This is a genomic window from Blautia coccoides (assembly GCF_034355335.1).
GTDB classification, from domain to species: Bacteria; Bacillota; Clostridia; order Lachnospirales; family Lachnospiraceae; genus Blautia; species Blautia producta.
The window spans coordinates 1,953,174-1,978,060 of record NZ_CP136422.1 but is presented as its reverse complement, the minus strand read 5'-3'; the positions used below and the strand labels follow the sequence as shown (position 1 = coordinate 1,978,060).

General features: G+C 48.5%; 20 protein-coding genes. 3 read left to right on the top strand and 17 right to left on the bottom strand.

Annotation, left to right across the window (positions count from 1 at the left end):
- Positions 1–193: 193 nt before the first annotated feature.
- From BLCOC_RS08655 to BLCOC_RS08580, 16 genes are all read right to left on the bottom strand, one after another.
- Positions 194–1,114, bottom strand: coding sequence for an aldo/keto reductase (locus BLCOC_RS08655; RefSeq protein ID WP_115625038.1), 921 nt, complete (start codon positions 1,112–1,114; stop codon positions 194–196).
- Complete coding sequence (locus BLCOC_RS08650) at positions 1,114–2,550, bottom strand: four-carbon acid sugar kinase family protein (protein WP_115625037.1); 1,437 nt, start codon at positions 2,548–2,550, stop codon at positions 1,114–1,116. The genes BLCOC_RS08655 and BLCOC_RS08650 overlap by 1 nt, the downstream gene beginning before the upstream one ends.
- A gap of 152 nt (positions 2,551–2,702) precedes the next feature.
- Positions 2,703–3,896: a Gfo/Idh/MocA family protein gene (locus BLCOC_RS08645; RefSeq protein WP_165907203.1), complete on the bottom strand. Its 1,194-nt coding sequence runs from the start codon at positions 3,894–3,896 to the stop codon at positions 2,703–2,705.
- 89 nt (positions 3,897–3,985) lie between these two features.
- On the bottom strand, positions 3,986–4,834 hold the full coding sequence (locus tag BLCOC_RS08640; protein ID WP_165907204.1) for a sugar phosphate isomerase/epimerase family protein: 849 nt from the start codon (positions 4,832–4,834) through the stop codon (positions 3,986–3,988).
- Between the two features lie 19 nt (positions 4,835–4,853).
- The gene (locus BLCOC_RS08635) at positions 4,854–6,005 is read right to left on the bottom strand and encodes a Gfo/Idh/MocA family protein (protein ID WP_115625034.1); all 1,152 of its coding nucleotides are present in this window, start codon (positions 6,003–6,005) and stop codon (positions 4,854–4,856) included.
- Between the two features lie 19 nt (positions 6,006–6,024).
- The gene (locus tag BLCOC_RS08630; RefSeq protein WP_115625033.1) at positions 6,025–6,816 is read right to left on the bottom strand and encodes a sugar phosphate isomerase/epimerase family protein; all 792 of its coding nucleotides are present in this window, start codon (positions 6,814–6,816) and stop codon (positions 6,025–6,027) included.
- Between the two features lie 112 nt (positions 6,817–6,928).
- Positions 6,929–8,674 (bottom strand): extracellular solute-binding protein, encoded by a 1,746-nt coding sequence (locus BLCOC_RS08625; RefSeq protein WP_115625032.1) that lies wholly within the window; start codon positions 8,672–8,674, stop codon positions 6,929–6,931.
- A 164-nt stretch (positions 8,675–8,838) separates the two neighbouring features.
- Complete coding sequence (locus tag BLCOC_RS08620) at positions 8,839–9,741, bottom strand: carbohydrate ABC transporter permease (RefSeq protein WP_115625031.1); 903 nt, start codon at positions 9,739–9,741, stop codon at positions 8,839–8,841.
- A gap of 16 nt (positions 9,742–9,757) precedes the next feature.
- The gene (locus tag BLCOC_RS08615) at positions 9,758–10,702 is read right to left on the bottom strand and encodes an ABC transporter permease (protein ID WP_330412209.1); all 945 of its coding nucleotides are present in this window, start codon (positions 10,700–10,702) and stop codon (positions 9,758–9,760) included.
- 16 nt (positions 10,703–10,718) lie between these two features.
- The gene (locus BLCOC_RS08610) at positions 10,719–12,167 is read right to left on the bottom strand and encodes an L-fucose/L-arabinose isomerase family protein (RefSeq protein ID WP_242999067.1); all 1,449 of its coding nucleotides are present in this window, start codon (positions 12,165–12,167) and stop codon (positions 10,719–10,721) included.
- Positions 12,168–12,190: 23 nt separating this feature from the next.
- On the bottom strand, positions 12,191–13,066 hold the full coding sequence (locus tag BLCOC_RS08605; RefSeq protein WP_242999066.1) for a class II fructose-bisphosphate aldolase: 876 nt from the start codon (positions 13,064–13,066) through the stop codon (positions 12,191–12,193).
- Between the two features lie 18 nt (positions 13,067–13,084).
- Positions 13,085–13,936, bottom strand: coding sequence for a sugar phosphate isomerase/epimerase family protein (locus BLCOC_RS08600; RefSeq protein ID WP_115625030.1), 852 nt, complete (start codon positions 13,934–13,936; stop codon positions 13,085–13,087).
- Positions 13,937–13,979: 43 nt separating this feature from the next.
- The gene (locus tag BLCOC_RS08595) at positions 13,980–14,813 is read right to left on the bottom strand and encodes a sugar phosphate isomerase/epimerase family protein (protein ID WP_115625029.1); all 834 of its coding nucleotides are present in this window, start codon (positions 14,811–14,813) and stop codon (positions 13,980–13,982) included.
- A gap of 25 nt (positions 14,814–14,838) precedes the next feature.
- Positions 14,839–15,753 carry a carbohydrate kinase family protein gene (locus BLCOC_RS08590; protein ID WP_115625028.1) on the bottom strand — a complete coding sequence of 305 codons (915 nt, stop codon included), beginning with the start codon at positions 15,751–15,753 and terminating at the stop codon, positions 14,839–14,841.
- 9 nt (positions 15,754–15,762) lie between these two features.
- On the bottom strand, positions 15,763–16,422 hold the full coding sequence (locus tag BLCOC_RS08585) for an aspartate/glutamate racemase family protein (RefSeq protein WP_115625027.1): 660 nt from the start codon (positions 16,420–16,422) through the stop codon (positions 15,763–15,765).
- Between the two features lie 40 nt (positions 16,423–16,462).
- Positions 16,463–17,638, bottom strand: coding sequence for a serine hydrolase domain-containing protein (locus BLCOC_RS08580; protein ID WP_165907205.1), 1,176 nt, complete (start codon positions 17,636–17,638; stop codon positions 16,463–16,465).
- A 255-nt stretch (positions 17,639–17,893) separates the two neighbouring features.
- On the opposite strand from BLCOC_RS08580, the gene BLCOC_RS08575 reads away from it, so the two are divergent.
- The 3 genes from BLCOC_RS08575 to BLCOC_RS08565 all read left to right on the top strand — a co-directional run bounded on the left by BLCOC_RS08575 (position 17,894) and on the right by BLCOC_RS08565 (position 23,051).
- The gene (locus tag BLCOC_RS08575; RefSeq protein WP_165907206.1) at positions 17,894–19,711 is read left to right on the top strand and encodes a sensor histidine kinase; all 1,818 of its coding nucleotides are present in this window, start codon (positions 17,894–17,896) and stop codon (positions 19,709–19,711) included.
- A 22-nt stretch (positions 19,712–19,733) separates the two neighbouring features.
- Positions 19,734–21,242, top strand: coding sequence for a response regulator transcription factor (locus BLCOC_RS08570; protein ID WP_115625024.1), 1,509 nt, complete (start codon positions 19,734–19,736; stop codon positions 21,240–21,242).
- Positions 21,243–21,341: 99 nt separating this feature from the next.
- A complete protein-coding gene (locus BLCOC_RS08565) occupies positions 21,342–23,051 on the top strand; it encodes a hypothetical protein (RefSeq protein WP_115625023.1) in 1,710 nt (569 codons plus the stop codon).
- Between the two features lie 231 nt (positions 23,052–23,282).
- Here BLCOC_RS08565 and BLCOC_RS08560 read toward each other — a convergent pair whose 3' ends face one another.
- Entirely contained in the window at positions 23,283–24,875 is a 1,593-nt protein-coding gene (locus BLCOC_RS08560) for a BCCT family transporter (protein ID WP_115625022.1), read from the bottom strand.
- Positions 24,876–24,887: the final 12 nt, after the last annotated feature.

The window sequence follows — 24,887 nt, the reverse complement described above, 5'->3', positions numbered from 1 at the left end:
TACAAATCCGTCCGCATCTCAGACTTTGCATGGAGCTTTTAAAATGCAGAGCATCACTGTTATCATCCTCTCTTCGTTTTTTTGATATTATCATTAACTGCGGTATTTGTAAAGGTTCCTCTGCTGACTGCCAAAAACACGGCAGATGGCAAAGCGGAGCGTATTTGTCCAATGCGCCGGCAGGATAAAAATCTCATGGAAGTCTGTGTCCTGCCGCCAGATAAAGCCGGTACCACTCTTCTCTGGTCAGCTTAACATCCGCCGCCTTTGCTGTCTCTGCAAGCCTCTCTTCGTTCATGGTCCCGGCGATCACCTGGATTTTGGCAGGATGGCGCAGGATCCAGGCTGCCCCCACAGCCGCAGGCGTGATCCGGTACTTATCACTCAACTCCTCCATCACCGAATTTAGATCCGAATAGTTTTCATTTCCAAGGTAAGTACCTGTTCCGTCCCCCGCCTGGAAAGGGGACCATGCCTGGATCGTGATATCCTCCAGCCTGCAGTAGTCCAGTATGCCTCCGTCCCGATCCTCTGCTCCGTCTGTATCCATATTCACTTCCATTCCCCTGGAGATCATCTGGGAAAATGGGATGCTGAACTGAAGCTGATCTACAGCAATGTGCTGCCTCACACATTTTTTTAACAGGCGGATCTGGGAAGAATTCTGATTCGATACACCAAAGACCCTGACCTTCCCGGACTGTTCCAGCCGGTCAAAAGCTTCCGCAACCTCCTCCGGCTCCATCAAGGCATCAGGCCGGTGAAGCAGAAATACATCCAGATAGTCTGTGCGCAGACGCTTTAAGATTCCATCTACAGAGGAAAGGATATAGCTTTTGGAGCAGTCATATCCCACTCCCGGAAGAATACCGCATTTGGATTGGATCATAATTTTCTCCCTCACCGAAGATGTCATGGGAAGCGTTTTTGCGAAAATCTCTTCGCAGTATCCGCCTCCATAGATATCTGAATGATCAAAAAAACAAATCCCCAGCTCCAGGCACTTGTGCAGATAGGATGCAGCCTGCTTCTCATCTAATCCATTAAGCCGCATACAGCCGGATGCGATCACCGGCACCGAAAGCCCCGTTTTTCCCAATTTCATTGTTCTCATCACACAACTCCTCCTTGTCTTCCTTCCAGTATGGATACCACACGCAGCAAATCCGTATCTGCTCCCACATTTCCCGGAAATACCACATAAGGGATTCCGGGAAAACGGCTCTCACTTCCGGGCATCCATACAGGAATCCCGGGCAGGATCTGTCCCGGCACATAGGCCCTTTTCACCTTCAGCGCCTTGGTTCCAATATCACTGGAGGTAATTCCCCCCTTGGCCACCAGATATTTTGGAATTACAGGCAGGGTGGATACAATCTGCGTCACTGCATCAGAGATCTGTACAGACAGCCTTAAATTTTCCTCCCTGTCAGCCTTCCCTGCCTCTATCCTCTCCCTGCTTGTATAGACTGCCACTGTTTTCCCTTCCTCCAGCAGCTCTGCACACAGTTTTCTTACCCTTTTCTGCTCCTTTAAAAATGCGGTCTTATCTGCCGCCATCCCCACATGAAATTCCAGAAAAGAGATTCCGGGATATGTCTCCAGAGCTTTCAGTTGTCTAGTGGTTTTATTCACATGGGAACCCACCACGATCAGTCCGCCCGTCCCCCTGTCCTCTACGCCCAGCTCTTCCCTGGTAAGAAGCGGCTTTTCCGGTATCCCCCCAAGCACTCTCACCGCCGAGGCCGCCGTTCTCAGCATAAAACGTTTTCCCTGGGAAACGGCTCTGGCAAACACCGTCGCAAATACCTTCAGATCCCCGTAACAGGCCGCGTTTACTATGATTTTTCCAAAAGCATTGACATCCATCAGCTTTCGGATGATCTCATCGATCCGCCTCTCCCGCAGTTCTTCCACTGTGATGGACTGTATCTCCTCCCTTTTGACAGCTCCATGGGTTTTCTCCTCTACCCAGTCTTTTATATCAGAGCTGCGGTAGCCGAACGTGGCATCCCCGGCAAACTCCGTTTCCCCCGCAGGAGTCAGAGTGCCGTCTGCACCTCTCACATAATGGATATCCCCAATGGTAAATCTTCCCCCTTCCAGAAAAAATGGGCAGAGGATCTCCCCGTCTGTCCGGAATCCCTGCTGCTCTAATTCTTCCTTTAAAGCCGCTGTCTCTGCGGGATAATGCCCCCTCAAAGTGGAATCCCCCCTGCTTACCAGCAGAAAATCTTTTCCTGTCTCTTTTGACACAGCCGCCACATGGTAGGCAATCTCCCTGTGGATCCTGACAGATTCCTCCTCCCCCATGCTCCGGGAATTGGTCAATACATAAAAAACCTTCTCATCCCCGTCAAATCCCTTTCGTATGGTTTCCAGGTCCCAGTCTGTGTACACATAGATTCCATGCACGGTTTGAATTCCTGTCGGATCATCATCCAACACCACGATCTTTGCATCCAGTCCTTTTACGGCATCCAGATACGCTTTTTCTTCCGGCTCCACTAAACAGCCTTTTCCTGAAGAAATAATCTCATCTTCTCTCATCCCTAAACTCCTTATCCGTTTTCTTTTCCCATTCGTTTTCCTATCCGCTTTTCCATCCGTTTTTTCATCCGCTTTTTCACCAGGATTTACACAATAAAAAGAAACAGGAGACGGGTAGCTTTCAACTCCCGTCTCCTCTGCATCTCTGACTTTTATTTTGTATCAAGACAAGCTTCCGCCGCCGTATCGTAGATGAATCCCTGTGGGATCATAACAGGCTGCTCTGGCTTTGTTGTCATATGGTACATTTTTTCCGCTCTGCAGCTCTCTCCGATCCCGTCGATGATTTCGATGGCGTGCAGTCCCAGTTCAGCGCTGCAGCGGTGGGCACGTCCGTTTCTGATGGCCCAGGCCATGTCAGCCACACCGATTCCCCGGTAGCTGTCTTTCCAGGTCCTCTCCTCTCCGGTCATATCGGGAGTTTCCGGTATCATTTTTCCGTATCCGTGAGTCAGCGGTACTGCCACTGTCTCCTCCTCCCGGTCTCCTCTGACCAGCTTCACCGGTCCGTAAAAATAGTTGGGATCCTGTAGGATCAGTGTACCCTCCGTTCCATAGATCTCCAGGCGGGCTGTCTGTTCCCTGTGACTGTCGCTGATCGCGGTAAATGTTCCGTAACACCCATTATAGAAATCAAGTGCTCCTGTCACAGAGGTTGGGAATTTCATATCAAAAGGTTTCTGATATCCCGGATTTCTGGGATTGCGCTGCATCTCCTTGGCATGGAATGCCTTTGACAATCCTGTCACCCGTTCCACCGGGCCAAGCAGATGGATGAGTGCGTGAAGGTAATAGCACCCCATATCATAGGGAATACTTCCCCCCGCAGTGAACACAAACGGCAGATCCGGATGATTCTCATCCTGAGCCAGATTATAACATCTTGCCACCATAGCCTGTGCATTCACCGGTTCGCCGATCATCCCCTTGTCGATCAAGTTTCTGGCTGTCTGCAGCCCGCCCCCAAGAAAGGTATCCGGAGCCTGGCCTATGCGCAGTCCTTTGCTCTTTGCCAGGTCATAAAGCTCCTTGGCAGACGCAAAATCCGTGGACATCATCTTCTCGGAGAAGACATGTTTTCCTGCCTCCAGCGCTCTTTTGCTGATCTCATAGTGGGATAACGGATAAGTGAGATTTACTATGATCTCGATATCCGGATCATTTATGATCTCATCCACGGTCATCTGACGAACCTGAAACTGTTCCGCTCTTCTCCTGCTTTTCTCCTCCACTATATCGGCAATTCCCATCACCTCAGTGATATGAAATGTCTGTGTCATATTCTTTAAGTATGTATAGCTGATTCCGCCGGCGCCGATCACACCGACCTTCACTCTCTCGACCATGATTAGTCTCCCTTCTTCTCTATCTGTCATTGACTGTCTGCAGTTGGCAGCAGCTCAGACAAGCTGAACTGTTGCCACTGCTTTTCCTTTTATTCAAAGCAGACACCGTTATATTTTTCCAATGCCCGGATTCCAAATTCCGCTGCCTTCAGCATATTTTCTTTGTACGCGCTATTGGCACTGCTGAGTTCGATAAAACCATATTCCACATCATTGTATGCAGCAGCCGCATCCAGAACTTCCTGTATGTTCATCACTCCCGTTCCGATATCTGTCGCCACATCAAAATTATATTTTCCCATAAATTCGCCGTCGATGACGGTATTCTCGGGCAGACCGTCAAAGAAGCTTCTGTGCTCCATATATTTCGGATGGAAATCATCCACGTGGAGCATCTTCACACGGTTTCCGAACTTTTTCAGGACCTCCACGGGATCCTCTCCGCCGCGGAATACCCACATGGTATCAATCTCAAAATTCACATAGTCCGGGTCAGTATTCTCCACCAGCAGCTCCAATGCGGATTTTCCCTCAAATTTCTGAAACTCATGGGCATGGTTGTGATAGATATATTTAAGCCCATTCTCTTTTAAGAGCTTTCCCTGCTGATTATATTTCTCACAGCGCTCCAGAACGTCATCCCTGCTCCTGAAAAAATCAGAAGCCAATACCAAATATTCTCCGCCTATGATATGCAGCCTGTCAATATCCTGATAAATGTCATCTCCTATATTAAAGTGCTTGGAGGGATGGACGATGCCCAGATCATCCATTATTTTTTTCAGCTCACACAGTTCTGCTTTCAGTTCCTCTGTAAACATGGTTCCTGCGGACTCAATGTATCGATAGCCGTAGCCAGCCAACTCCTTCAGTGTCCCATAAGGATCATTTAAAAACGCATCCGTCACGGAACAAGCCTGTAATCCACCTTTTATCACGTCAAATCCTCCTATATTCCTATTTCATTTTCTCATAAAAATCTTCCGGAAGACGTTCTGTCCCCTCAAAAGTCGTCTGGACCTGATACGGTTTTCCCGTAGCGATGGCGATGTTAAAGCCGTCTAAAAGCTCTGTCACATGACAGGCAAAATCGCCGTTGGCCCTGGCTGTCCGGCCCTCCTTGATCGCCTCGATCATCTCGCACAACCCCAGGCCCCTGTTCTCAGCCGGAGAGGAAAAGATCAGCGGAATATCCTTCTTGTAAGCATCTGCATTGCTGGATCTCTCCCTGGAAATCTTTCCGTCTTCCCCCTTCAAATCCTCCTCCAGCAGCACGTGAACTCTGCTTCCCTCGCCGTAATTGTCGGGATCGGATAAAAACAGAGAGCCTTTTGTGCCGTAGACCTGGACGCAGGGACCGTTCTGGGCACCCCAGGTATCCCAGCTAAAATTCACACTGGCACTGGTTCCGTTTGCGAATTTAACGATACCGTTGTAATTCGTGTTTACTTCCACGTCCACAAAGTGATCCTTGATGGGCCGGTGGGGGATCCCAATCCCCCCGTAGCAGCAAAGCTCCACTGCCGGCCCCATAAAATACAGCATTTCCGAGATTCCATAAGGACCGATGTCCAGCATAGGACCGGCACCCTTTCTGTAAAAGAAATCCGGTGCGGGATGTATATTCTCAGGTCCGTGATACATATTGGCAACCTTTGCACTCATCACTTCGCCGATCACACCATCCTCAATGACCTTTTTACAGGTCTGCACCCCTGCACCCAGGAATACATCCGGAGCACATCCCACATACAGATTTTTCTCCCTGGCCAGCTCTGTGATATCGGAAGCCTCCTTCAGGGTAAGTCCCAAGGGCTTTTCTGAATAAACATGTTTTCCTGCGCGAAGCGCCCTCATATTTACATCGTAGTGGGCCTGGGGATTGGTCAGGTTTACGATCACATCGATCTCGGGTTCCTGAAAAATCTCATCCAAAGTAAGTACATGGGCAATTCCGTGGCGGTCTGCCAGAGCTTTGGCCCGTTCCAGATCCAGGTCGCACAGAGCATAGATTTCCATGTTTCGGAAACGGCTGGTGATATTTGGCACATAATTTCTCGTACTGATGTCCCCGCAGCCGATAATACCTATCTTAAATACTTCTTTCATCCTCGGTTCCTCCTGTCCTTTATGCCCCGAATTTTACCATTCCGTCATAGCTTCTCTGCGCACATCCGTAAGGCTCCATATCGTAACAGGAATCCTGCTCCACCACAGCATACTCCACACCGATCTCCTTGCAGGCTGCCACTACAGACGGCCAGTCAATATTTCCCTGTCCCACTTCCGCAAAGCGTTTCTCAACCTGTTCACAGCTCTCGATACCCGGAACGATGGCATAATCCTTAAAGTGTATGATCTTCATTCTCCCTTTTACTTTGCGGATCCAATCTGCCAGCACGACGCCGCCGCAGGTCATCCAGTGGGTATCTAAGATAAAGTTCACACCTTCCGGGTCTGTCTCATTGATCAGAATATCCATACCGATCTCTCCGTCACCAAAGGAAGCGTACTCCAGGGCATGAGGATGATAGAGAATGGTTTTTCCTGCTTTTTTCGCCACTTCAGCCACTTTATTCAGCTTGTCTGCATACTCCCTGAATCCCTCTTTTGTACTCCGGTATTCCACGGGCATGGTGTTCACATCGATATAATCCGTCTCAAACAGATCGGACATCTTGATGGCATCCTGGATCGCCTGGGGATCTTCTGACATTTTTTCAAAGCTGGCACCGCAGCAGAGATATTTCATCCCGTGTTTGTCGAGCAGTGCTTTGTATTCCTCGGGTGTCACATAGTCTGGGATGATATACTGTACAGCCTCATATCCCATCTCTTTTGCCTTTCCCAACACTTCATCCAGTTTTTCTTTATCTCCCATATATTTCTGGAGGATTGCTAATATAATACCTTTTTTCATCTCATTATCTCCTATTTATTATGTTATCGTTTGTAACTGTTCAGCGGCCAGGTAATAATCCCATCGCCAACCGCGGTGCTGAACAGTTACCATTGTTTATACCTTATTTACATTATTTCGTTGCTTCCTGAATTGCCTGGCTTGCTTCCTGGAAGTTCTCCATATCATAGGCCACCACATCATCGTAGCCAAATCCTTTGATCTTATCTTTCATCTCGCTCCACAGGGAATCAAAGGTACTCTGGTCCTCGGCATAGATCATCTGCCAGGAATAAGCCTTGATCACTTCCCCGCACTCGGAACGTTTTGTTTTGATATCACCGGGATCCTGCGGTTTCCGGAAGGAATTGCCGGGCATAGGATCCAGAGCATTCTTTTCTTTCAGATAATCCAGCGGCCATTTTGCCCCAAAGGTTTCTGTCCACTGCTCGTCAATTTTAGAACGGTTCTCGTCCATTGTGGTAGACCACATGGAAGGATCGTATGGCTCATTGTATGTAGGATTGGTATCCATCTTATAGACAACTGAGGATACGATACGGTTTCCTCCGTCTGAGAAGTTACCGCCGCCCCACTCTTCCGGCACAGGGATATTCTGCGGATCTCCTCCCTGCAGCGCTTCTTTTCCATATTCAGTCAGATATGGCCTTCCATCCTTTTCCTCCCAGGTCAGACCCTCCGGGCCTGCAAATGTGAGCATCATACCTTCCTCTGAATTCAGCCATTCAAAGAATTTAAATACACGTTCCGGATCCTTCACTGTGGAACCCATGGCCATAGCTGCGCCCTGGCCGTGAACGGAATGTCCGAGAGGAGCATAATCCATATCGCCCACCGGCACAAATACCTGTCCTTTGCCCTCGCTGATGTGTTCCGGCGTATTGTACTGGTAGATGGGGAACGGAGAGTTGAACGCCGCGCCGTCCGCTACTTTCGCATTCAGATCATCAAAGGACTGTGTGCTGGAATCGGGATCCAGCATTCCCATCTGATTAGCCTTAAAATACATCTCAAGTGTTTTGTGGTAGATTCCGTCATCGTCATCCAGCACAAAGTAATCTTTGCCGTTTGCTTTGTAATTCACAAATCCATTGTCATTGCGTCCATACCCATACATGATCGCGTATTTATCGGCACAGGTCATGGAAGTTCCGTCCCAATCCGGGAACAGGGAAAAGGCATAGGCCGGTTTTCCGGAATCACTGGTTGGATGGGCATCCTGCATCTGCTTGCTCACAGTCAGGATATCATCCATGTTCTTGATCTCCGGCGCGCCCAATTCATAATAATAGTCCCATCGGGTATAAAAGCCGTTCTCTGGTGCGCCGTTTCTCACCTGAGCCGCATCTGTGTTCTTTGCAATGCCGGAAGCATTGACCGGATAAGCGTAAATCTTTCCCTCTGTACCAAAATAATCGGAAAATGCATCGGCACCTTCTTCAAAAGGTTTTAACACATCGCTGTCTTTTGCCAGATCCGTCATGTCATAGATCAGCCCGGCTTCCACACAGTCCTTCATCTTATCCGCATCCAGGCAGATAATATCCCCCAGTTCGCCGGCTGCGGAGCGTGTCTGATAGACGGATTCCCCGGAAATATTCTGTGAGATGATATTCATCTCAATGTTAAACTTATCCTTTATGATCTTGGCAAACCAGCCGCTCTGGATTCCCTGATAGTTGACATTACGGGAAAACACATCAATGGTGAGCAGGTCTTCCTTGCCCTCTTTCGACGCTGCGGAAGCGTCTTTTGAATCTGCGGAATTATTTGATTTCTCTGAGGAACACCCCGCAAAAGATGCTGTCATAGCTGCGCAGAGCATCAGTGCTGTAACTTTTTTCATTCTTTTTTTCATAACTTTCTCCCTTTCTTGTTTTGCTTTTCCTCTTCATTATTTTTATGGATACATTTACTTTTAAAGATTCTTTTGATCCCCCTTGTTTAGCTGTCACCTCCTACTAATTCTATGTCATATCCATCCCCTACACAAGCCAAATATCACGCTGGCCACGCCTGTCTCTATCCCTTTACAGAGCCGATCATAATACCCTTTACAAAATATCTCTGGAAATACGGATACACCAGAAGAATGGGCAGGATCACCACCACGGATACCGTCATGCGTATGGAGGTAGGCGTCTGCATGGTAGCCAGGGAGGCAGTGCTCATGACAGCTCCGTTTTTCATCATGGCTGCCAGGGAACTTGCTTGGTTGATATACTGGTAGAGTAAAAACTGCAGGGTGTACAGCTTCGGCTCTGTCATCAGGATCAGGGTATCCTGGAAGGAGTTCCACTGGTTCACAGCAGAGAAGATCGCGATGGTGGCCATAATTGGCTTTGCCAGCGGCAGCATGATCTTATAGAAAACTTTGAACACACTGGCGCCATCGATCTCAGCGGCCTCCTGAAGAGCCGTGGGGATAGACTCCATATAAGTTTTTACCAGGATAATATTAAACGGCTGCACAATAGCAGGAAGCACATAGGCCAAAAAGTTATTGGTCAGATGCAGGTTCCTCATGGTAATGTACCAGGGGATCAGACCCGCGTTAAAATACATGGTGATCACTGTAAAACGGTACCAGAACTTTCTCCCCCACATATTCTGCTGAGAGAACATAAATCCCAGAAAAGCCGAACCCAGAACTGTGACAACCGTGCCGATCACGGTTCTGGCTACCGTCACAAATGCGGCGTTTGCCAGAGCAGGAATCTTAAATACATCTATGTAGTTTTGCAGATGTATGCCCTTGGGCCAGAATATGATATCCCCGTTAGCACTCAGTTCATTAGAGCTGATGGTGTTGATGATCAGGTAGTAAAAAGGATAGATGCAGACAATTGTGAATGCGGTAAAAAAAAGTATCAGGCAGAAGTCAAACACCTTGTCTCCGGTAATCCGTTTTCTCTTTTTATTCATTTAATTTCCCTCCTCTCTAAACGATAGACTCACCGCGCACCGCCTTGGAAATCCCGTTGACACAGAATAAAAGAGTGACACTGATGATGCTCTTTAACATACTGATCGCCGTGGCCAGAGAATAGTTGCCTGTCTTGATACCCAAATTGTATACGTACAGATCCAGCACCTGGATCTTATCTGTGTTAAACGCGTTCTGGAATACCAGAAATTGATCCATACCATTGTTCAGGAAGTTGGCCACGTTCATGATCAGAAGTACAAAGAACGTGGGCAGAAGGCTTGGAATCGTAATATTCCAGATGAGCCGGAACCTTCCTGCTCCATCTACTCTGGCCGCCTCATACAGTTCCTGGTCGATACCGGCTATAGAGGCTAGATACATGATGGCTCCCCAGCCAAGTCCTTTCCACTGTCCCCACAGCCACATGTTCAGCCACGTATGGGAGTTGTCCTGCAAAAACTGGATGGGCTTTGTGGTGATCCCTAAAGCCTGCAGCAGATGGTTTGCCATACCCGTTGAGGAAAGCAGAGAAAAAGCAATGGAGTAAACCAGCACCCAGCTAATAAAGTTGGGGATCGTGGTAAAAGTCTGGACTGCTTTTTTAAATCGTCTGCCCTTGATCTCTGAGAGCAGGATTGCAAATGCCATGGGAAGCCAGGAGGTCAGAAGCGCCAGTCCGCTCATGACAAAGGTATTGCGGAGCACTTGAAGTATCTGCAGTCGTTTCTCCGGCGTGCCCACCATACTTTTAAACCAATCCAGTCCTACAAAGGCACAGTCGGAAAGGCTTTTTGGGGGTCTGTAATCAAAAAACGCATAGATCCATCCATAGAGCGGCAGGTAACTGAACAGGAACAAAAGTACCAGAAATGGCAGGACCATCAGAAACAACTGCACACTTTTACTCTTTTTGTTCATTGTAATATTTTTTCTCGTTTTTGTTTTTACCCCATACAAACTGACTCCTCCTCCTTTACCACAGCCTCTCACCGGGCTGTGGGTATTCCGTTTCCACCGGGTCTGCCTCCACGCCGTTCAGGTATTTTACAGCTTCCCGGAAAATACGGGCGTACGTTCCGTAGATACCGGTACAGTGGTGAATGTACGGCCCGCAGACAAACTTGCGCTCCCAGGCAGGCCAATCTCTGAATTTTGCCCACACATAAGTTCCTTTGCTGTATGGTCCTGTGGTGGTCTTTCCCTCCCCATACAGGAGCTTGTAATCTCCGCGCAGCGAGTCAAAACGAAGCAGTGTGATATCTCCCTGTTTTAACTCAAACTGCCCTGCCCCCTTAAAACCTTTTCCCTGATGGCATCCGATGGTCACACCCTGATTCCCTGCAAGGCTGGGCGGAAATACACCGCAGTGCCACAAAAGCTCTGCATTGTCATCCGTGGGATGACGCCCCGTAAGATCCGCGAAGAAGGGGGGAGCGGATGCCCCGTTGGCACCCAGAGCCATGATGGAGGTGACTGCGCCGTGAATGTCATTCTCACAGGCAATGGGGAATCCTTCATCTGTGCTGTCCCCCATGAGATAACAGGGAGCGATCCCCGAAATATCCGTGAAAGGTGCCCAGCACTGGGTTGCGGCGGCACTTAAATTTTCTTCTGCCGCCCATTCCCGTATGGCCATCTTCATGGCGCAGATCCGCTCCACTGCGTCTCTTCCCACGATCTCCTGCTTAGCCTTTCCCAGGATACCCTCAAGCTCTTCCTGGAACAGGCTGTCTTTTTTTTCCAGGATCTTTTCAAACCGCTTTTGCATCTCCACCAGAGTCACCGGAACCACTTCCACTCCAAACCGTTCCAACAGCTCCGCCTCATTGCTTTTTACAGACCAGAAGGCTGCCGGCCGTACACTGATCTGCCCGATCCTGGGAGCGTTCATGGCCTTGGCCACCCCTGCGGCTGACAAAAAGTCTGTGACTCCGCTCTTAAACGTCTCCTCTTCCACCCAGCAGTTCGTGATGTAGGTAAACGGAAGGCCAAACCGCATCAGTACCTTGCTGCTGGCAAACACCCCGCACTGGGCATCCCGGAAACGAAAGCCCTCCGGTTCCGGGGCATCATCTCTCACTGCCCACAAAAGCACCGGCTTCTTCATCATAGATGCCAGACGGCAGACTGCCTCCTCACATCCAAAGTTCACATGTGCAATGAATATGGTGTCCACTTTTTCCTTTTTAAAATGTTCCGCCACCGCCTCGGCATCCCTGCTTCTATAGAGCAGCCCTTCCTCGTTGAGAAAGTCGATGTTTACAAAGTCCACTCCCAGATCATTCAGGCGCGCTTCCACTTTTTTCTTTGTCTGCGCGGCACGGTCCAGACGGAATGCGGTATCACTGTAGGTTTCCCTCCTGGTGGGGACGAACCCTAGTTTGACCCGGTATCTCTCCTTATACGTCTCTCTGATTCCCATAGTATTGGATCCCTCTTCCTCTCTTAAACCCGTCCGCTGCTTAAAAGGTAGTGTGTCATCTTGTCCTCCACCAGCTCTGTCACAGCCTGGTGCGCCAGCTTTAACTCTGCCTCTCCGATTTTCGGAACGTCTTCGTTGGTGATGGATTGTGACAGACCCAGCGCGTTTAAAAAGGCCTGCTCCAGATCCGTAGCAATATTGATCTTGCTCACCCCGCCATTTGGAAGTGTAATAGCATCCTGCACCAACTGTGCCGGAACCCCGGAGGCCCCGTGGAGTACCAGAGGCAGATCCACCCTTCTCCGTATCTCCTCAATACGTTTTAATTCGATATGGGGTTTTCTAGTCAGATAAGCCCCGTGTACTGTTCCCACGGAGACTGCCAGCAGATCTACGTCCGTTGCATCCACAAATTCTGCTGCTTCATCGGGATCTGTGTACAGCTCCGTACTGGAATCCGTCTCTATCCTGTCATTGGAGGAGATTTTTCCCAGCTCTGCCTCCACTTCCACACCGTAGCTGTGAGCGTATTTCGCCACCTCTTTTACAATGGAAATATTTTTGTCCAGTTCATATTCCGAGGCATCGATCATCACGCTGTCAAAACCGGCTGCAACTGCATCCCGGATCACCTGAAGATCCTTTGTGTGATCCAGATGCAGTATTGCTGGCACCCGGATATCCAGTTCTTTTTCACAGCGCCTGTATTCCCGCGCAAACTCCTCACAACTGCCTCCATACCGTTTCAGCTCTTTCTGGGATACCTGTACGATCACCGGTGAATTTAAATTCTGGGCTGCCTGCAGTACAGGGCTGATATTCGTAAGATATCTGGCTGAAAAAGACCCCACCGCGTATCTCTCATCTCTTGCTTTTAATAAAATTTCTTTTACACTCATCTCATCTCTCCTCTGCTGTCATCTTTCACAACGCCTGAAGGCTTCTGCCGACTGGATAATACTGGTCTCAGGATCCTGAACGGCAAACCGGTCTGTGGTGGGGATCATAGGCTCCAGCATAGCCGGCCCCTGGTATCCGTATTTTTCAAAGAGCTGGTAGATTCTCGCGGCGTCGATGACCCCTGTAGTCATAGGCATGGCCCTGACCTGATCTTCCTGTTCATCCGGCCCTTTTCCTGCAGCTCCGTCATTCAGATGCAAATTCACCATACGGTCACAGTTCGCTGCCGCAAAGTAGAGATCATCCTCCCTGCCGCTTCCGCAGAACCAATGATACGTGTCAAACAGGAATCCCGTCTTTCCTCCCGCCGCGTCCGCAATGGACAGCACACCGCTTATGGTATGTACAAATGGATGAGGGTGTTTTACCCGCAGCTCATATGGTCCCAGACATTCAAATCCATACAGAATTCCATAGTCCGTAAACACTTTCTGAAGCTTTTCAAGCCGTCTCACATGCCATTCAAAGTTCTCATCAAAGGGCCTCACACTGCTGGGCCAGATATGGTTGTATGCATACTTTACCCCCATTTTTTCTCCGGTCTCTGCCCATCGTTTCTGAATCTCTATTGCCTTTTCCAGACGTCTCTCATCCACGCTGTCGTCAAAAAAATCTTCCACCGTGGGTAAAAGTCCCCATTTCAGATCATATCTTTTCATTGCCTCCTGGGCAGATTCTACCCGCTTCGGATCATCCAGGATAGCCGCCGGGACATCCAGTCCCTCCAGACCATGTTTTTTTGCCAGCGGAGCCAGTTCCTCCACTGTTCCCGGAATCTTCAGCAAACGCACATCCAATACCTGATACATCTCTTTGCCTCTCTTTCTTTTTTTATCTTCCTATGTCACAAACTTATAGCCCGCACATAAAATGAACTGCTTTTTGGAAGTCCTCCTCGGACTTGATCCCATGAAGGATCATTCCCCCCTGATATCCGGCCCTGTCAAGCTTTTCTATAAAATACGGAAAATCTACGATTCCATGGCCGGCGTAGGTATATTGAAGCGTTTCCCCCTCCAAAATATCCTTGCCGTGGGCCAGGCAGATCTGCTGTCCCAGCCGTTCAAATGCATCATCCATATATGCTCTCACATGTTCTTTTTTTGCCTGTCCTTTCGGAAACAGGTTTGCCACATCCATGATGATCTTAAGATGGCTGTCCCATCCGAAATATTCCAACAGCTCCTGGGCTTTTTCAGCAGAGTCAATACAGTTGTTTGGCTCGCACTCAATACCCAGGACCACATCATACTTTCTGGCAGACGCAAGTGCTTCTGTCACAGTTTTTTTCAGATCTTCCATAGCCTGCGGCAGTTGATTATCCTCATGGCCCTTCCACATATTATCCGCATTTCTGCTTCCCGTGCACAGGGTGACAATACCGCATCCCAATGTCTTGCAGGCCTTTGCGATCACTTCCAGTCTCCGGGTGCCTTCCTCCCGCACTGCCGGATCCGGATGGATCATGTTGTACGTCCCATTCACGGATACGATCTGGATCTGATTGGCATCCGCGGCTGCCCGTATCCTGCAGAGCAGGCTGTCATCCAGCCTTTCTGGCATCTGCTCTTCACATACAGATCCAAAGTCAAACTGCATCTGTGAAAATCCATATGACTTTACAGACTGAAACAGTTCTTCCACTGTAGGGCGTTCCAATTCAATTGAATACATTCCAAGCTTCATAGTTTTCCTCCTTATGGACAGCCGGTCAAGCGATCCGGTTTATCACTTCTTCCAGTGCAGGTATCCCTTTTCTTCCGCCTATCTGGCCGCAGGTCAGGCTGGCAAAAACACCTGCGAATTCCATACATTTTTTAAGCTCCCAGCCCTGTCCCAGGGCATACAGGAAAGCACCGTGGTAATTATCCCCCGCCCCCGTGGTATCCACCACAGGTACGTCTATAGATTCCATATACAAAAAGCTTTCCCCATCAAATCCCACAGCCCCTTTTTCTCCTCTTGTCACTGCGGTGAACATCCCTTGTTTTCCCCTGGAGGCATAGTATCTGCAGGCTTCTTCCGCGTCCAGATCCAGAGTCTTCTCTGTCGTGGCCTCATCCAGGATCCAGATATCCGTGTAGGGAAGGAGCTGATCTGCCAGTTTTCTCGGAAGATTTCCCCCGTCAATAGAGAGCAGGACTTCCCCCTCTTCCCTGCAGAATTTTGCAAGATCCACCATCAGCTTCTCCCCCATCACACCAAGATGGATGACTTTCGCGCTTTTTAAAAGGTTTTTATCCAGCATCTCAAATTCCAGATCATAGATACATCCCCCATAGTGGGTAATGCTTCGGCTTCCATCTCTGTCCACAAGGATCATGCTCACAGAAGATCTGGAATGGGATGTCTCGATCATCTGCACTGCCCGAAACCCCTGCTTCGCCAGGTCCTGCCGGATAAATGTCCCCGCCTCATCCTCTCCAACAATGGTGATCATGCCTGTGACGCCTCCCAGACTCTGATGGGCCGCCGCTGCCGTGGCAGATACGCCGCCGCAGCACTGCACATACTCAGACGCCTGTACTCTCTGGTCACTGCCCGGCATCTGCTCCACCCGCATCATGAGATCCTGGGTGCTGCCCCCGATAAACAGGCAGTCAATGGGCTTTTCTTCTCGTCTCATGCCGGTCTCCTATTCTCCAAGAATCTCTTTTACTCTCTCGATACACAGCCTTGGACTGGTGAGCACAGGTGTCTCTATACTGCTTACCAGCGGCAGAAGCACCGTCATACTTCCCTGGGCCAGCACCACCACGTCATTTTCTTTGGCGGCTTTTTCCACTTCCCCAAGCACCATCCTGTTATGTGTCTCAGCGTCATTTTTCTCAATGAGAACCATCATCGCGCCTTCCACCAGATGCAGGTCCACCTCCACCTCTTTGCCCAGCTCTTTTGCTTTTTTCTCGATCAGCCGGACACTGGGGCCTGTGGTGGATTCCACCGTGGCCACCACTGCAATCTTTCTCCCCATCTGTACCGCTTTTTCAGCCATGGCCTCATCAATCTTCAGGATAGGAACATTCAGAAACGGGGCGATCTGGTCCGCTGCCTCCCCCACACTGGAGCACTGATTGACGATAAGATCCACTCCCAGCTCCTGGGCATTTCTGAAATACTCAAACATCCTGCGCTTTACAAAAGGTGTGGGGCCTCCGTTTTGATTTACTTCCTGTATCAGGCTCTCATCTATGATCTGTGTCACTTTCACATTAGGGATGATCTCCCGGCACAGCTCTTTTAACTCTGCAAAGGAAACCGCGCTGGTCTCCACAATGGCGATTGATTTACTCATATTCCTCTGTCCTCCTATATTTTTACACTTGCTGTCTGCCTCAGATGATACTGTACACCGCATTTAAAATCCGTGGATGGCAGAACTCCTCCCGGTTATCAGGCATAAGCTGATGGGCATATACCACAGACAGCCTGTTTACCGGATCCATGGACAAAAGTGTCCCTGCAGCCCCGGCCCAACTGAATTCCCCGGAACTTCCCAGGCAGTTGGAATCTGCCAGGTCTATCAGGGTCTTCACGCCTAATCCATACCCATAACCGGACATAAAGTTCCAGCCATGGCGGTGCGTATCCTGGAAATCTTCCAGGGCCTCCCCCCTGAGATGATTCCTGCTCATCAGTTCAATGGATCTGTAATTTAAAATCCTTTTATCCTTCCAGATGCCTCCCTTGGCCATCATTCCGGCAAAATGTGACATATCTTCCACGGTGGATAACAATCCCCCGCCTCCGCTTTCCAGACGGTATACAGAAGAAAATTTATACTCTTCCGACTCATTTGGCAGTCTTTTTCCGTCCTGATACCGGTACATCACCGCCAACTGCTCCCGGGGGATTTCTTCCTTAAAAAATCCTGTGTTTGGCATCTCCAAAGGCTCAAACAGCCTTTTTTTCAAAAATTCTCCAAATCCCATACCGCTTGCTTCCTCGATCACAGCTCCCATCACATCCAGTCCCAGTCCGTAATTCCAATGGCTCCCTGGCTGAAAAGCAAGAGGAACCCGGGCAAGCCTTCCTGCAAATTCTCTGGTGGATACAAAACCTTCCTGTTTGATGGCATCCAGCACTTTTTTTGTCTCCCGCTGGGTACCATTACATTCCCCGTCATAGGTAAAACCCGATGTCATGGTGAGCAGATGCTTGATGGTCATGTCAGCAGCGGGTATCAGGGTCTCCATGTTATTTCCTGCGTAATGGCAGCAGGTGAGATTTTTATATTCCGGCAGATACCACCACACCGGATCATCCAACAGAATCTTTCCCTCCTCCAAAAGGATCATAGCGGAAGCGGCCGTAATGGGTTTTGTACAGGAATACATGCGATACACGGTATCTCTTCCGATTTTTTTACCTGCACCTTCATCGGCGTATCCCTGATATCCCTCATAGAGGATCTCTTCACCCAGCCTCACTGTCAGCGCACATCCCGCAGGCCCTCTCTCCATTTCCACAAAATTCTTCAGCAACGCGTCTAATTTCTCTGTGCCTCTCACTTTTTTCCCTCCCATTATTTCAATCTCAAATCTACCCCTATGGCTCTTTATATGACCTGTTCCCACTGCTCTGTCACATTGTCCTGTTTCCTTGTTTCTGGTTGCATTATAGCATTCCGAATTTTAGAACTTAATAAAAAAAACCGAGGTCCCATGTAAAAAAACCGACTTTATGCTCTATTTTATTGTTTTCCTTTACACTTTCTTATATAATTTAGCTAACATTTTAACGAGAGAAAAAGGGAGATGCCGTCAATGTTTACGATTAAAAATATAGGTACAAAAATACAGAAAAACATATCCAATTTTAAGTTAGGGCGCAAGATCATGCTGATCGTGCTGGCATGTATTTTTCTGATCAGCGGGTTTTCCATGCTCGCTTATTACTTTACTGTCCGCAGCAATAACCATCTGTTATACAGCAGCACTGCTGATAATCTGTCCTACTCAGCCTCTAACCTGAGCAGCCACATTGACAATATCCAGGCACTCTCCACAGCTATGATCGCGGATGATACGTTACAGGACATGCTGTCTATGCGCAAGGATTCCGGAAAGCCGCTGGACCCTTCCTCTTACAGCACTCTGTGCACCACCCTGGAGTCCTATCTGCAGCAGTACCAAAACAACAGTCTTTCCTATATCATGCTGGCCGGGGATGAGGTCATGGCCAAAACCTATATTCCTCTGTCTGACCGGCTCCCGGTTGAGGTGATCCGGGAATTGATAAAAAGCGCCAAAGGACACATGGGCCGTTCCACATGGGTAACACAATACAGCGAAGACTATGGTCTCTTTCTCGTCCGGGAGATCCGGCGGACCAAAAATGCGCGCCTGGACTCTCTGGGATATGTCATCATACGGGTAAATAGCCGACGGATGTTAGAAGACTGCAGCCATTTTTCCAATCAATACGGGCAGGCCTCCTATCTGCTGGCGAACGAAGATTCCGTGATCCAGAGCAGCATCACCCTGTCGGAACAGGATTCCAAAACGCTTCTGGAACCCTTTGAGCACCCCTACCGCATCCAGAATTTGTCCGGAGACAAATACTTTGTGGTCAAAAATACAGTCCCCAATGTGGGCTGGGACTTTTTCTGCCTGGTTCCTTATGGTACGGTCTATGATTCGATCCTAGTCACCAGAATCCTGTTCGTTGCCATTGTTCTGTTGAGTATCTTGTTAAGCCTCCTGCTCTCCACGCACTTTATCCGCTCCCTGACCAGGCACATTGACAACCTGATCTGCAAGATCCAGTCCTTTGCCCGTGAAGACGCAACCTTTTCCCCCGCCGATTTCCCTTTTGACTATACAGAGAGAAAAGACGAACTGGGGCTTCTGCACCAGCAGTTTGATCAGATGGCCCTGCAGATTCAGCAGTTGATCCATGTAAACTATAAAAATGAGCTGTTGGTCAAGGACGCGCAGCTAAAAGCTCTGGAGACACAGATCAACCCCCATTTTCTATATAACACTCTGGAATCCATCAACTGGCGGGCAAAAGCTTCCGGAGAGAAGGATATTTCCAAAATGGTAGAAGCTCTTGGCTTTTTATTGAGAGCCGCTCTGTCCCAGTCTTCCAAAACCGTTCCGCTCAGGCAGGAGCTTGATTTTGTCCACTGCTACCTGACGATCCAGGAGACACGCTACGAGGATCAGCTTGTCTATACTATGGAGGTGGACGAAGCTCTGAATGAAGTACCTGTTCCCAAACTGCTCATTCAGCCTCTTGTGGAAAATGCCATTCAGCATGCCCTGGAGGAGATGGTAGATACCTGCCGGATCCTGATCCGCGTGTATCACGACAGCCGGTATCTGTATATTCAGGTGGAGAACAGCGGCTCTTCTTTCCCGAATCATTTACTGGAAAAATTAAGTGACAAGACCATCAAACCGGAGGGCTTCGGCATTGGTCTTACCAATATCAACCAACGGATCCAACTGACCTATGGAAAAGAGTATGGTCTTGAATTCTTTAACAAGGATGGCTTTGCTGTGGCCATGATCCGGCTTCCCTTTCAGGGAACAGCAGCAGAAGGAATCGGGAATATAACGCAGCAACAGCAGCGGTGAAAACAGTATAGGAGGGATATAGATGTTACGATTGATCATTGTGGATGATGAGAAGATCATACGGGAATCTATCCGCAGTCTGATCGACTGGGAGAGCCTGGGTGTGGAGGTTGTGGATGTGTGCAAAAACGGTCTGGAGGCTTACGACGCGATCCTGGACGAATACCCGGATATCGTGCTCACTGATATTAAGATGCCGGGACTTTCCGGACTGGAACTGATCGAGAAGTTAAGGGATACCCGGGAGCACATTCAATTTATCCTATTATCAGGATACGGAGAGTTTGAGTATGCCAAACAGGCCATGCGCTACGGAATCCGGCACTATCTTCTGAAACCCTGTAATGAAAAACAGATCATAGACGCTATCGAAGATGTAAAAAAAGACTGCCTGATCCAGCAGCAGTCTGCCGTGGTGGAGGAACAGACTGCTGAATTCGAGAAGTCTCTGTTTCGGAACATGGTGACAGACGGGGTGACAGGAGGGGTAGATCCTTCTAAAATCGCTGATTCCTACCAGTGCTATTTGGATTTCCACAGCACCTCTTATGATCTTCACTATCTGTTTTTTTTGGAGGAGCAGTATGTGCGGGACTGTGTTTTAAAAATCAGTGAATATATGCAGGAAAATTTTCCGGGATTTTTATTTCATCTGTTCTATGTAAAAAACACTCTGTTGTTTGTCTTAAAGGACATCCACGGTGAGTGTCCAGGCTGCGATGCTTTTTTGGACAGCCTGCATTTTCCCCGGGAGACAGTGTCTCTGAAGCATGAAAAAGAACACTTTGAGAATCTGACCGGACTATTCATTACACTGATACAAAAATCAATCCGTTATGACAAGATCTACTATCTGGATGGGGATACCAGAATTCCCATCTGCAACTATAACGGATGTCTTTTGAGCGCCAGATCCATGATCCAGAGATACGAGTCAGGAGCTGTTGCCTACGAGGCCTTTTCGGAAGAACTATTTTCCCTTCTGGAGACCATCGAGGACAGGGATTTCTTAAATCTTCTGATCACCAATATTATTTTTCAGGAATCACAGACAGCCTCAGAACCGGATGCTGTCACCGGAGCGGAATTCTTCCGCCTGATCAACAGAGCACAGACCACAGAGGAGATTCTCTCCTCTTTCCGGGGAAATTTTAACCGTTTTTTCCCCACATCTCATTCCAGCAGCTATAAACCGTTTATTGAAAAACTGTTGTCCTACACAAAGGAACACCTGTCAGATTCCACTTTGTCTTTAAAATGGCTTTCTAATAATTATCTCTTCATGAATGTGGACTATGTGAGCAAGCAGTTTTATAAACAGACCGGGGAAAAGTTCTCCGCCTATCTGAACCGGATCAGGATCGAGAAAGCCCAGGAGCTGCTGCTCCACTGCGATGGGGAGAAAAATACAGAGAAGGTATACATGGTGGCAGAAGCCGTGGGCTGCGGGAACAATCCCCAGTATTTCAGCCAGCTCTTTCGGAAATGCACAGGTATGACACCCACGGAATACATCAAAAAAATGATTTGAGGACAGAACCTTATCCGGTTTTCCCTTTTATCATAGATAACAGGAACGCAAAAAATCAGCGGTCCTGTGTAAATTTATTATATCAACGAGGAGGATTTTATGCAGCACTACAAGAATTTTAAATTGGCATCCTATGTACGCGGAGAGTTTTTGGCACAGGCAGATATGAAAGAGGTGGAAAAAGGAATTCGGTATTTTTCAAAATACCTTCCACTTGATAAGGTTTATCTGGACACGCACCGGGAAACCTTTGACGTACCTCAGGAGAAAATGAAGCAGGTCAAAGAATTATTTGAGAAGGAGGGTATCCAGGTATCCGGAGCTATCACCTCCACCATACGTATGGAGAATGATACAAAATTCCGCATATTTGACGCCTTCTGCTTCACAGATCAGGCTTACCGGCAAAAATACTATGACATCGTCCGATATACCGCTTCCCTTTTTGATGAGATCATCCTGGATGATTTCTTCTATACTTCCTGCCGCTGTGGTGACTGTCTTCAGGCCAAGGGAGAGAAAACATGGGCAGAGTTTCGGCTGGATCAGATGGAAGAAGTCTCCCGGGAGATCGTCTCTATCGCAAAGTCTGTGAATCCCAACTGCAAATTCATCATCAAATTTCCAAACTGGTATGAGTCCTACCAGGAAACCGGATATAACCCTAAAAAAGAGAGGGATATCTTTGACGGAATCTATACAGGTACAGAGTCCCGCCACTCCACCTACAGCCAGCAGCATCTGCAGAGGTATCTGAGTTACAGCATGATACGGCTGATGGAGAATACAGCGCCGGGAAAAAACGGCGGAGGATGGATCGATCAAGGGGATTCCAATGCCAACCTGAACATATGGCTGGAGCAGGCTTATCTCACTTTATTTGCAGGCGCCAGGGAACTGACCTTATTCAGCTTCTCTGAATTGATCGGTATGCCTGCGCTGCCGCCTCTCGGCCAGCAGTTGGAACGGATCGACAGGATTCTGTCCATGACTGGAAATCCGGTGGGTATCCCTATGTATGAGCCATTTGACGCGGATGGGGAGGATCAGCTCATGAACTATCTGGGTATGACGGGACTTCCTCTGGAGCCTACGCCATTCTTTGATGAGAACGCTGATGTTCTTCTGCTCACAGCCAGCGCGGCATGTGACAAAGATATCGTGGAAAAGCTAAAGGCTTTCGTCCGATCCGGCAGGAGTGCCGCGGTTACCAGCGGATTTTTAAAGGCTGTGCAGGATAAGGGTATCCGGGATATGACCTCGGTCACCTGCACAGGACGAAAGGCCGCAGGAAGACAATACTGGGCCGACGTATTCCAGAGCGGACCGCCGGCTTGTATCGAAGGCGTATCACCCATATTTGCAGATGTGCTGCAGTATAAGACAAACGCCACCTGGTGTGAGCTGGCTTTTGTTTCCAGGGACAGCAATTTCCCGCTGCTGACACATGATTTTTATGGGAAAGGACACCTGTATGTTCTGGATATTCCCGATGATTTTGCAGACTTGTATCTGCTGCCGGGAAAAGTAAACGGAATCATTCACAGACTGTTTTCTAAGGGTCTGGATGTCTATTTGAATGTGCAGGCAAAATGTAACCTGTTTTTGTATGACAATGACACTTTTGGTATTTTTTCTTATCACGACTATCCCACAGATATGGATGTGGTGCTGAATCGGGAGGACGTCCGGGGGATACAGGATTTAGAAACAGGAGAAATATACTGCCCGGCAAAGAATGAAAAAGGGGAGAGATATATCCACGTGGGTATGTGTAATGGGTGTTACCGGTTTTTCAAGTTGATCTAAGCACCTGTCTTAATTCTGCGCAGACCGGATCTTCTTGTCACGACCACCTGTGACCAAAACGGACATACAAAGGAGGCTGCCCCGCCAAAGCGGATACAGCCTCCTTTGTATGTCATGCGTGAATTCAAATCCATTTGGAGCCGCAGTTTGCGGAGGATGCGGCTATGTCTATATCATAGCTAACCACCACCCGTTTTACAAGCCACCCCAGGGGATAATTTTGAAAAAATTTCAGTTTTTCGTCTGTATCTTCTTCTCCTGCTCCGGCTTAGATAACTCTAAAGGCTCACCTTCGGCACTGCCGTCCTTTTTGCTTTTATCTTCCCCGGTAAGCATTTTCTTCACAGAAACGATCAGCAGGATCAGCACCGCGATCAGCGGCAGCCCTGTGAGTACGGAAATGGTTTTTACCGCCTCCAGTCCTCCGATCAGCATTAGGCCGATCGACAAAAGACAGAACAGAATTGCCCAGAATATCCTGTTCCATCTGGCAGGCTCCTCATTTCCCTTCAGACGCTTCATGGTGGTCCCGGCCAGAACATAGGCACAGGAATCAATTGTCGTTGCAAGATATACAAAACAGACAATGCATAAAAATATCATCATGAGCTTCGGCATAGGCAAAGTCCGAAGAATTGCCACAATGGCAGCGCTCTGGCCTTGGCTCTGGAGAATAGATGCCAAATCCACTCTGCCTGTCTCCTGCAGAAACAAAGAGTATCCTCCGAATATCATAAAGCTTACACAGCAGCCCAGACTTCCCCATATGAGTTGTCCCCACACGACATTTCTTATGGTGCGCCCTCTGGAAATACGTCCCACAAACATTCCCATCATAGGCATAAAAGCCAGCCACCATCCCCAGTAGAAAACGGTCCATTCCTGCGTAAATTTCCCGCTTCCGAAGGGGTCCGTATATGTACTCATTTTGACAAAATCAGAGGCATACAGACCAAGAGAATTTATTTCCATTTTGAAGATATCTGTTGTCGGTCCCACAAAAAGTACAATCGCCATAAAGACAAACGCCAGCACTACATTTATATTGCTGAGCTTTTGGATCCCTTTATCCAATCCCAGGTACACTGAGGTTCCAAAGATACAGACCCAGATGACCAATACTACAATACGCACAACAAAGTCATAATTCTGCGGAATTCCGAATACCTCCCGTATGATCACAGAAAGTACCGGCGCTCCAATCCCAAGAGATGTGGAAATAGACCCCACAATGCCAAAGATGACCAGCATGTCGATCACGTTTCCCACAAATCCCCTGGACTGCTTTTTGAGTACAGGTTCACAGGCAACGCTCAGGCGCATACTCGGTTTTTTCCGGACAAACATCATATAAGCCGTGGCAATAATAGCCGGATTATAGAATGCCCAGGCGCTCAGTCCCCAGTGGAACTGCCCGTACATATGCGCATACTCATACGCCTGCTTGCTGAATGGCTCCAGATCAAAAGGAGGGCCGCTCACATAATAGATCGGCTCCAGAAAGCCCAGGATCACGATGCTCGTTCCCACACCCGCAGTAAAAAGCATGGCGATCCAGGAAACGTTGGAATACTGCGGTTTATCCTCAGCGCTGCCCAGCTTTACATTCCCGTGCCTGCTCACTGTCAGCCAGATCAAAAATCCAAAAGACACAAGGCAGGCAAGCAGGTACAGAAAACCCAGTCTTCCTGTGCAGAACTCAAATACGCTTGAAATTATCTGGTTGGAAATCTCCGGTGCCAGATACAGCGGAATAATAATGACTGCCAGGATCACCACAGCCGGGATGAAAACCTTCTTTTCAATCTTCTCAAACAGTTTCACATCGTGTCCCTC

What these genes read in the sequence shown, in the direction of transcription:
- BLCOC_RS08625 (WP_115625032.1), bottom strand. Translation starts at nt 8,674, where the DNA reads ATGAAAAAAAGAATGAAAAAAGTTACAGCACTGATGCTCTGCGCAGCT.
- BLCOC_RS08600 (WP_115625030.1), bottom strand. Translation starts at nt 13,936, where the DNA reads ATGTATCAGGTATTGGATGTGCGTTTGCTGAAGATTCCGGGAACAGTG.
- BLCOC_RS08655 (WP_115625038.1), bottom strand. Translation starts at nt 1,114, where the DNA reads ATGAGAACAATGAAATTGGGAAAAACGGGGCTTTCGGTGCCGGTGATC.
- BLCOC_RS08630 (WP_115625033.1), bottom strand. Translation starts at nt 6,816, where the DNA reads ATGAAAAAAGGTATTATATTAGCAATCCTCCAGAAATATATGGGAGAT.
- BLCOC_RS08650 (WP_115625037.1), bottom strand. Translation starts at nt 2,550, where the DNA reads ATGAGAGAAGATGAGATTATTTCTTCAGGAAAAGGCTGTTTAGTGGAG.
- BLCOC_RS08575 (WP_165907206.1), top strand. Translation starts at nt 17,894, where the DNA reads ATGTTTACGATTAAAAATATAGGTACAAAAATACAGAAAAACATATCC.
- BLCOC_RS08645 (WP_165907203.1), bottom strand. Translation starts at nt 3,896, where the DNA reads ATGGTCGAGAGAGTGAAGGTCGGTGTGATCGGCGCCGGCGGAATCAGC.
- BLCOC_RS08565 (WP_115625023.1), top strand. Translation starts at nt 21,342, where the DNA reads ATGCAGCACTACAAGAATTTTAAATTGGCATCCTATGTACGCGGAGAG.
- BLCOC_RS08635 (WP_115625034.1), bottom strand. Translation starts at nt 6,005, where the DNA reads ATGAAAGAAGTATTTAAGATAGGTATTATCGGCTGCGGGGACATCAGT.
- BLCOC_RS08605 (WP_242999066.1), bottom strand. Translation starts at nt 13,066, where the DNA reads ATGAGTGTAAAAGAAATTTTATTAAAAGCAAGAGATGAGAGATACGCG.
- BLCOC_RS08570 (WP_115625024.1), top strand. Translation starts at nt 19,734, where the DNA reads ATGTTACGATTGATCATTGTGGATGATGAGAAGATCATACGGGAATCT.
- BLCOC_RS08590 (WP_115625028.1), bottom strand. Translation starts at nt 15,753, where the DNA reads ATGAGACGAGAAGAAAAGCCCATTGACTGCCTGTTTATCGGGGGCAGC.
- BLCOC_RS08620 (WP_115625031.1), bottom strand. Translation starts at nt 9,741, where the DNA reads ATGAATAAAAAGAGAAAACGGATTACCGGAGACAAGGTGTTTGACTTC.
- BLCOC_RS08610 (WP_242999067.1), bottom strand. Translation starts at nt 12,167, where the DNA reads ATGGGAATCAGAGAGACGTATAAGGAGAGATACCGGGTCAAACTAGGG.
- BLCOC_RS08585 (WP_115625027.1), bottom strand. Translation starts at nt 16,422, where the DNA reads ATGAGTAAATCAATCGCCATTGTGGAGACCAGCGCGGTTTCCTTTGCA.
- BLCOC_RS08595 (WP_115625029.1), bottom strand. Translation starts at nt 14,813, where the DNA reads ATGAAGCTTGGAATGTATTCAATTGAATTGGAACGCCCTACAGTGGAA.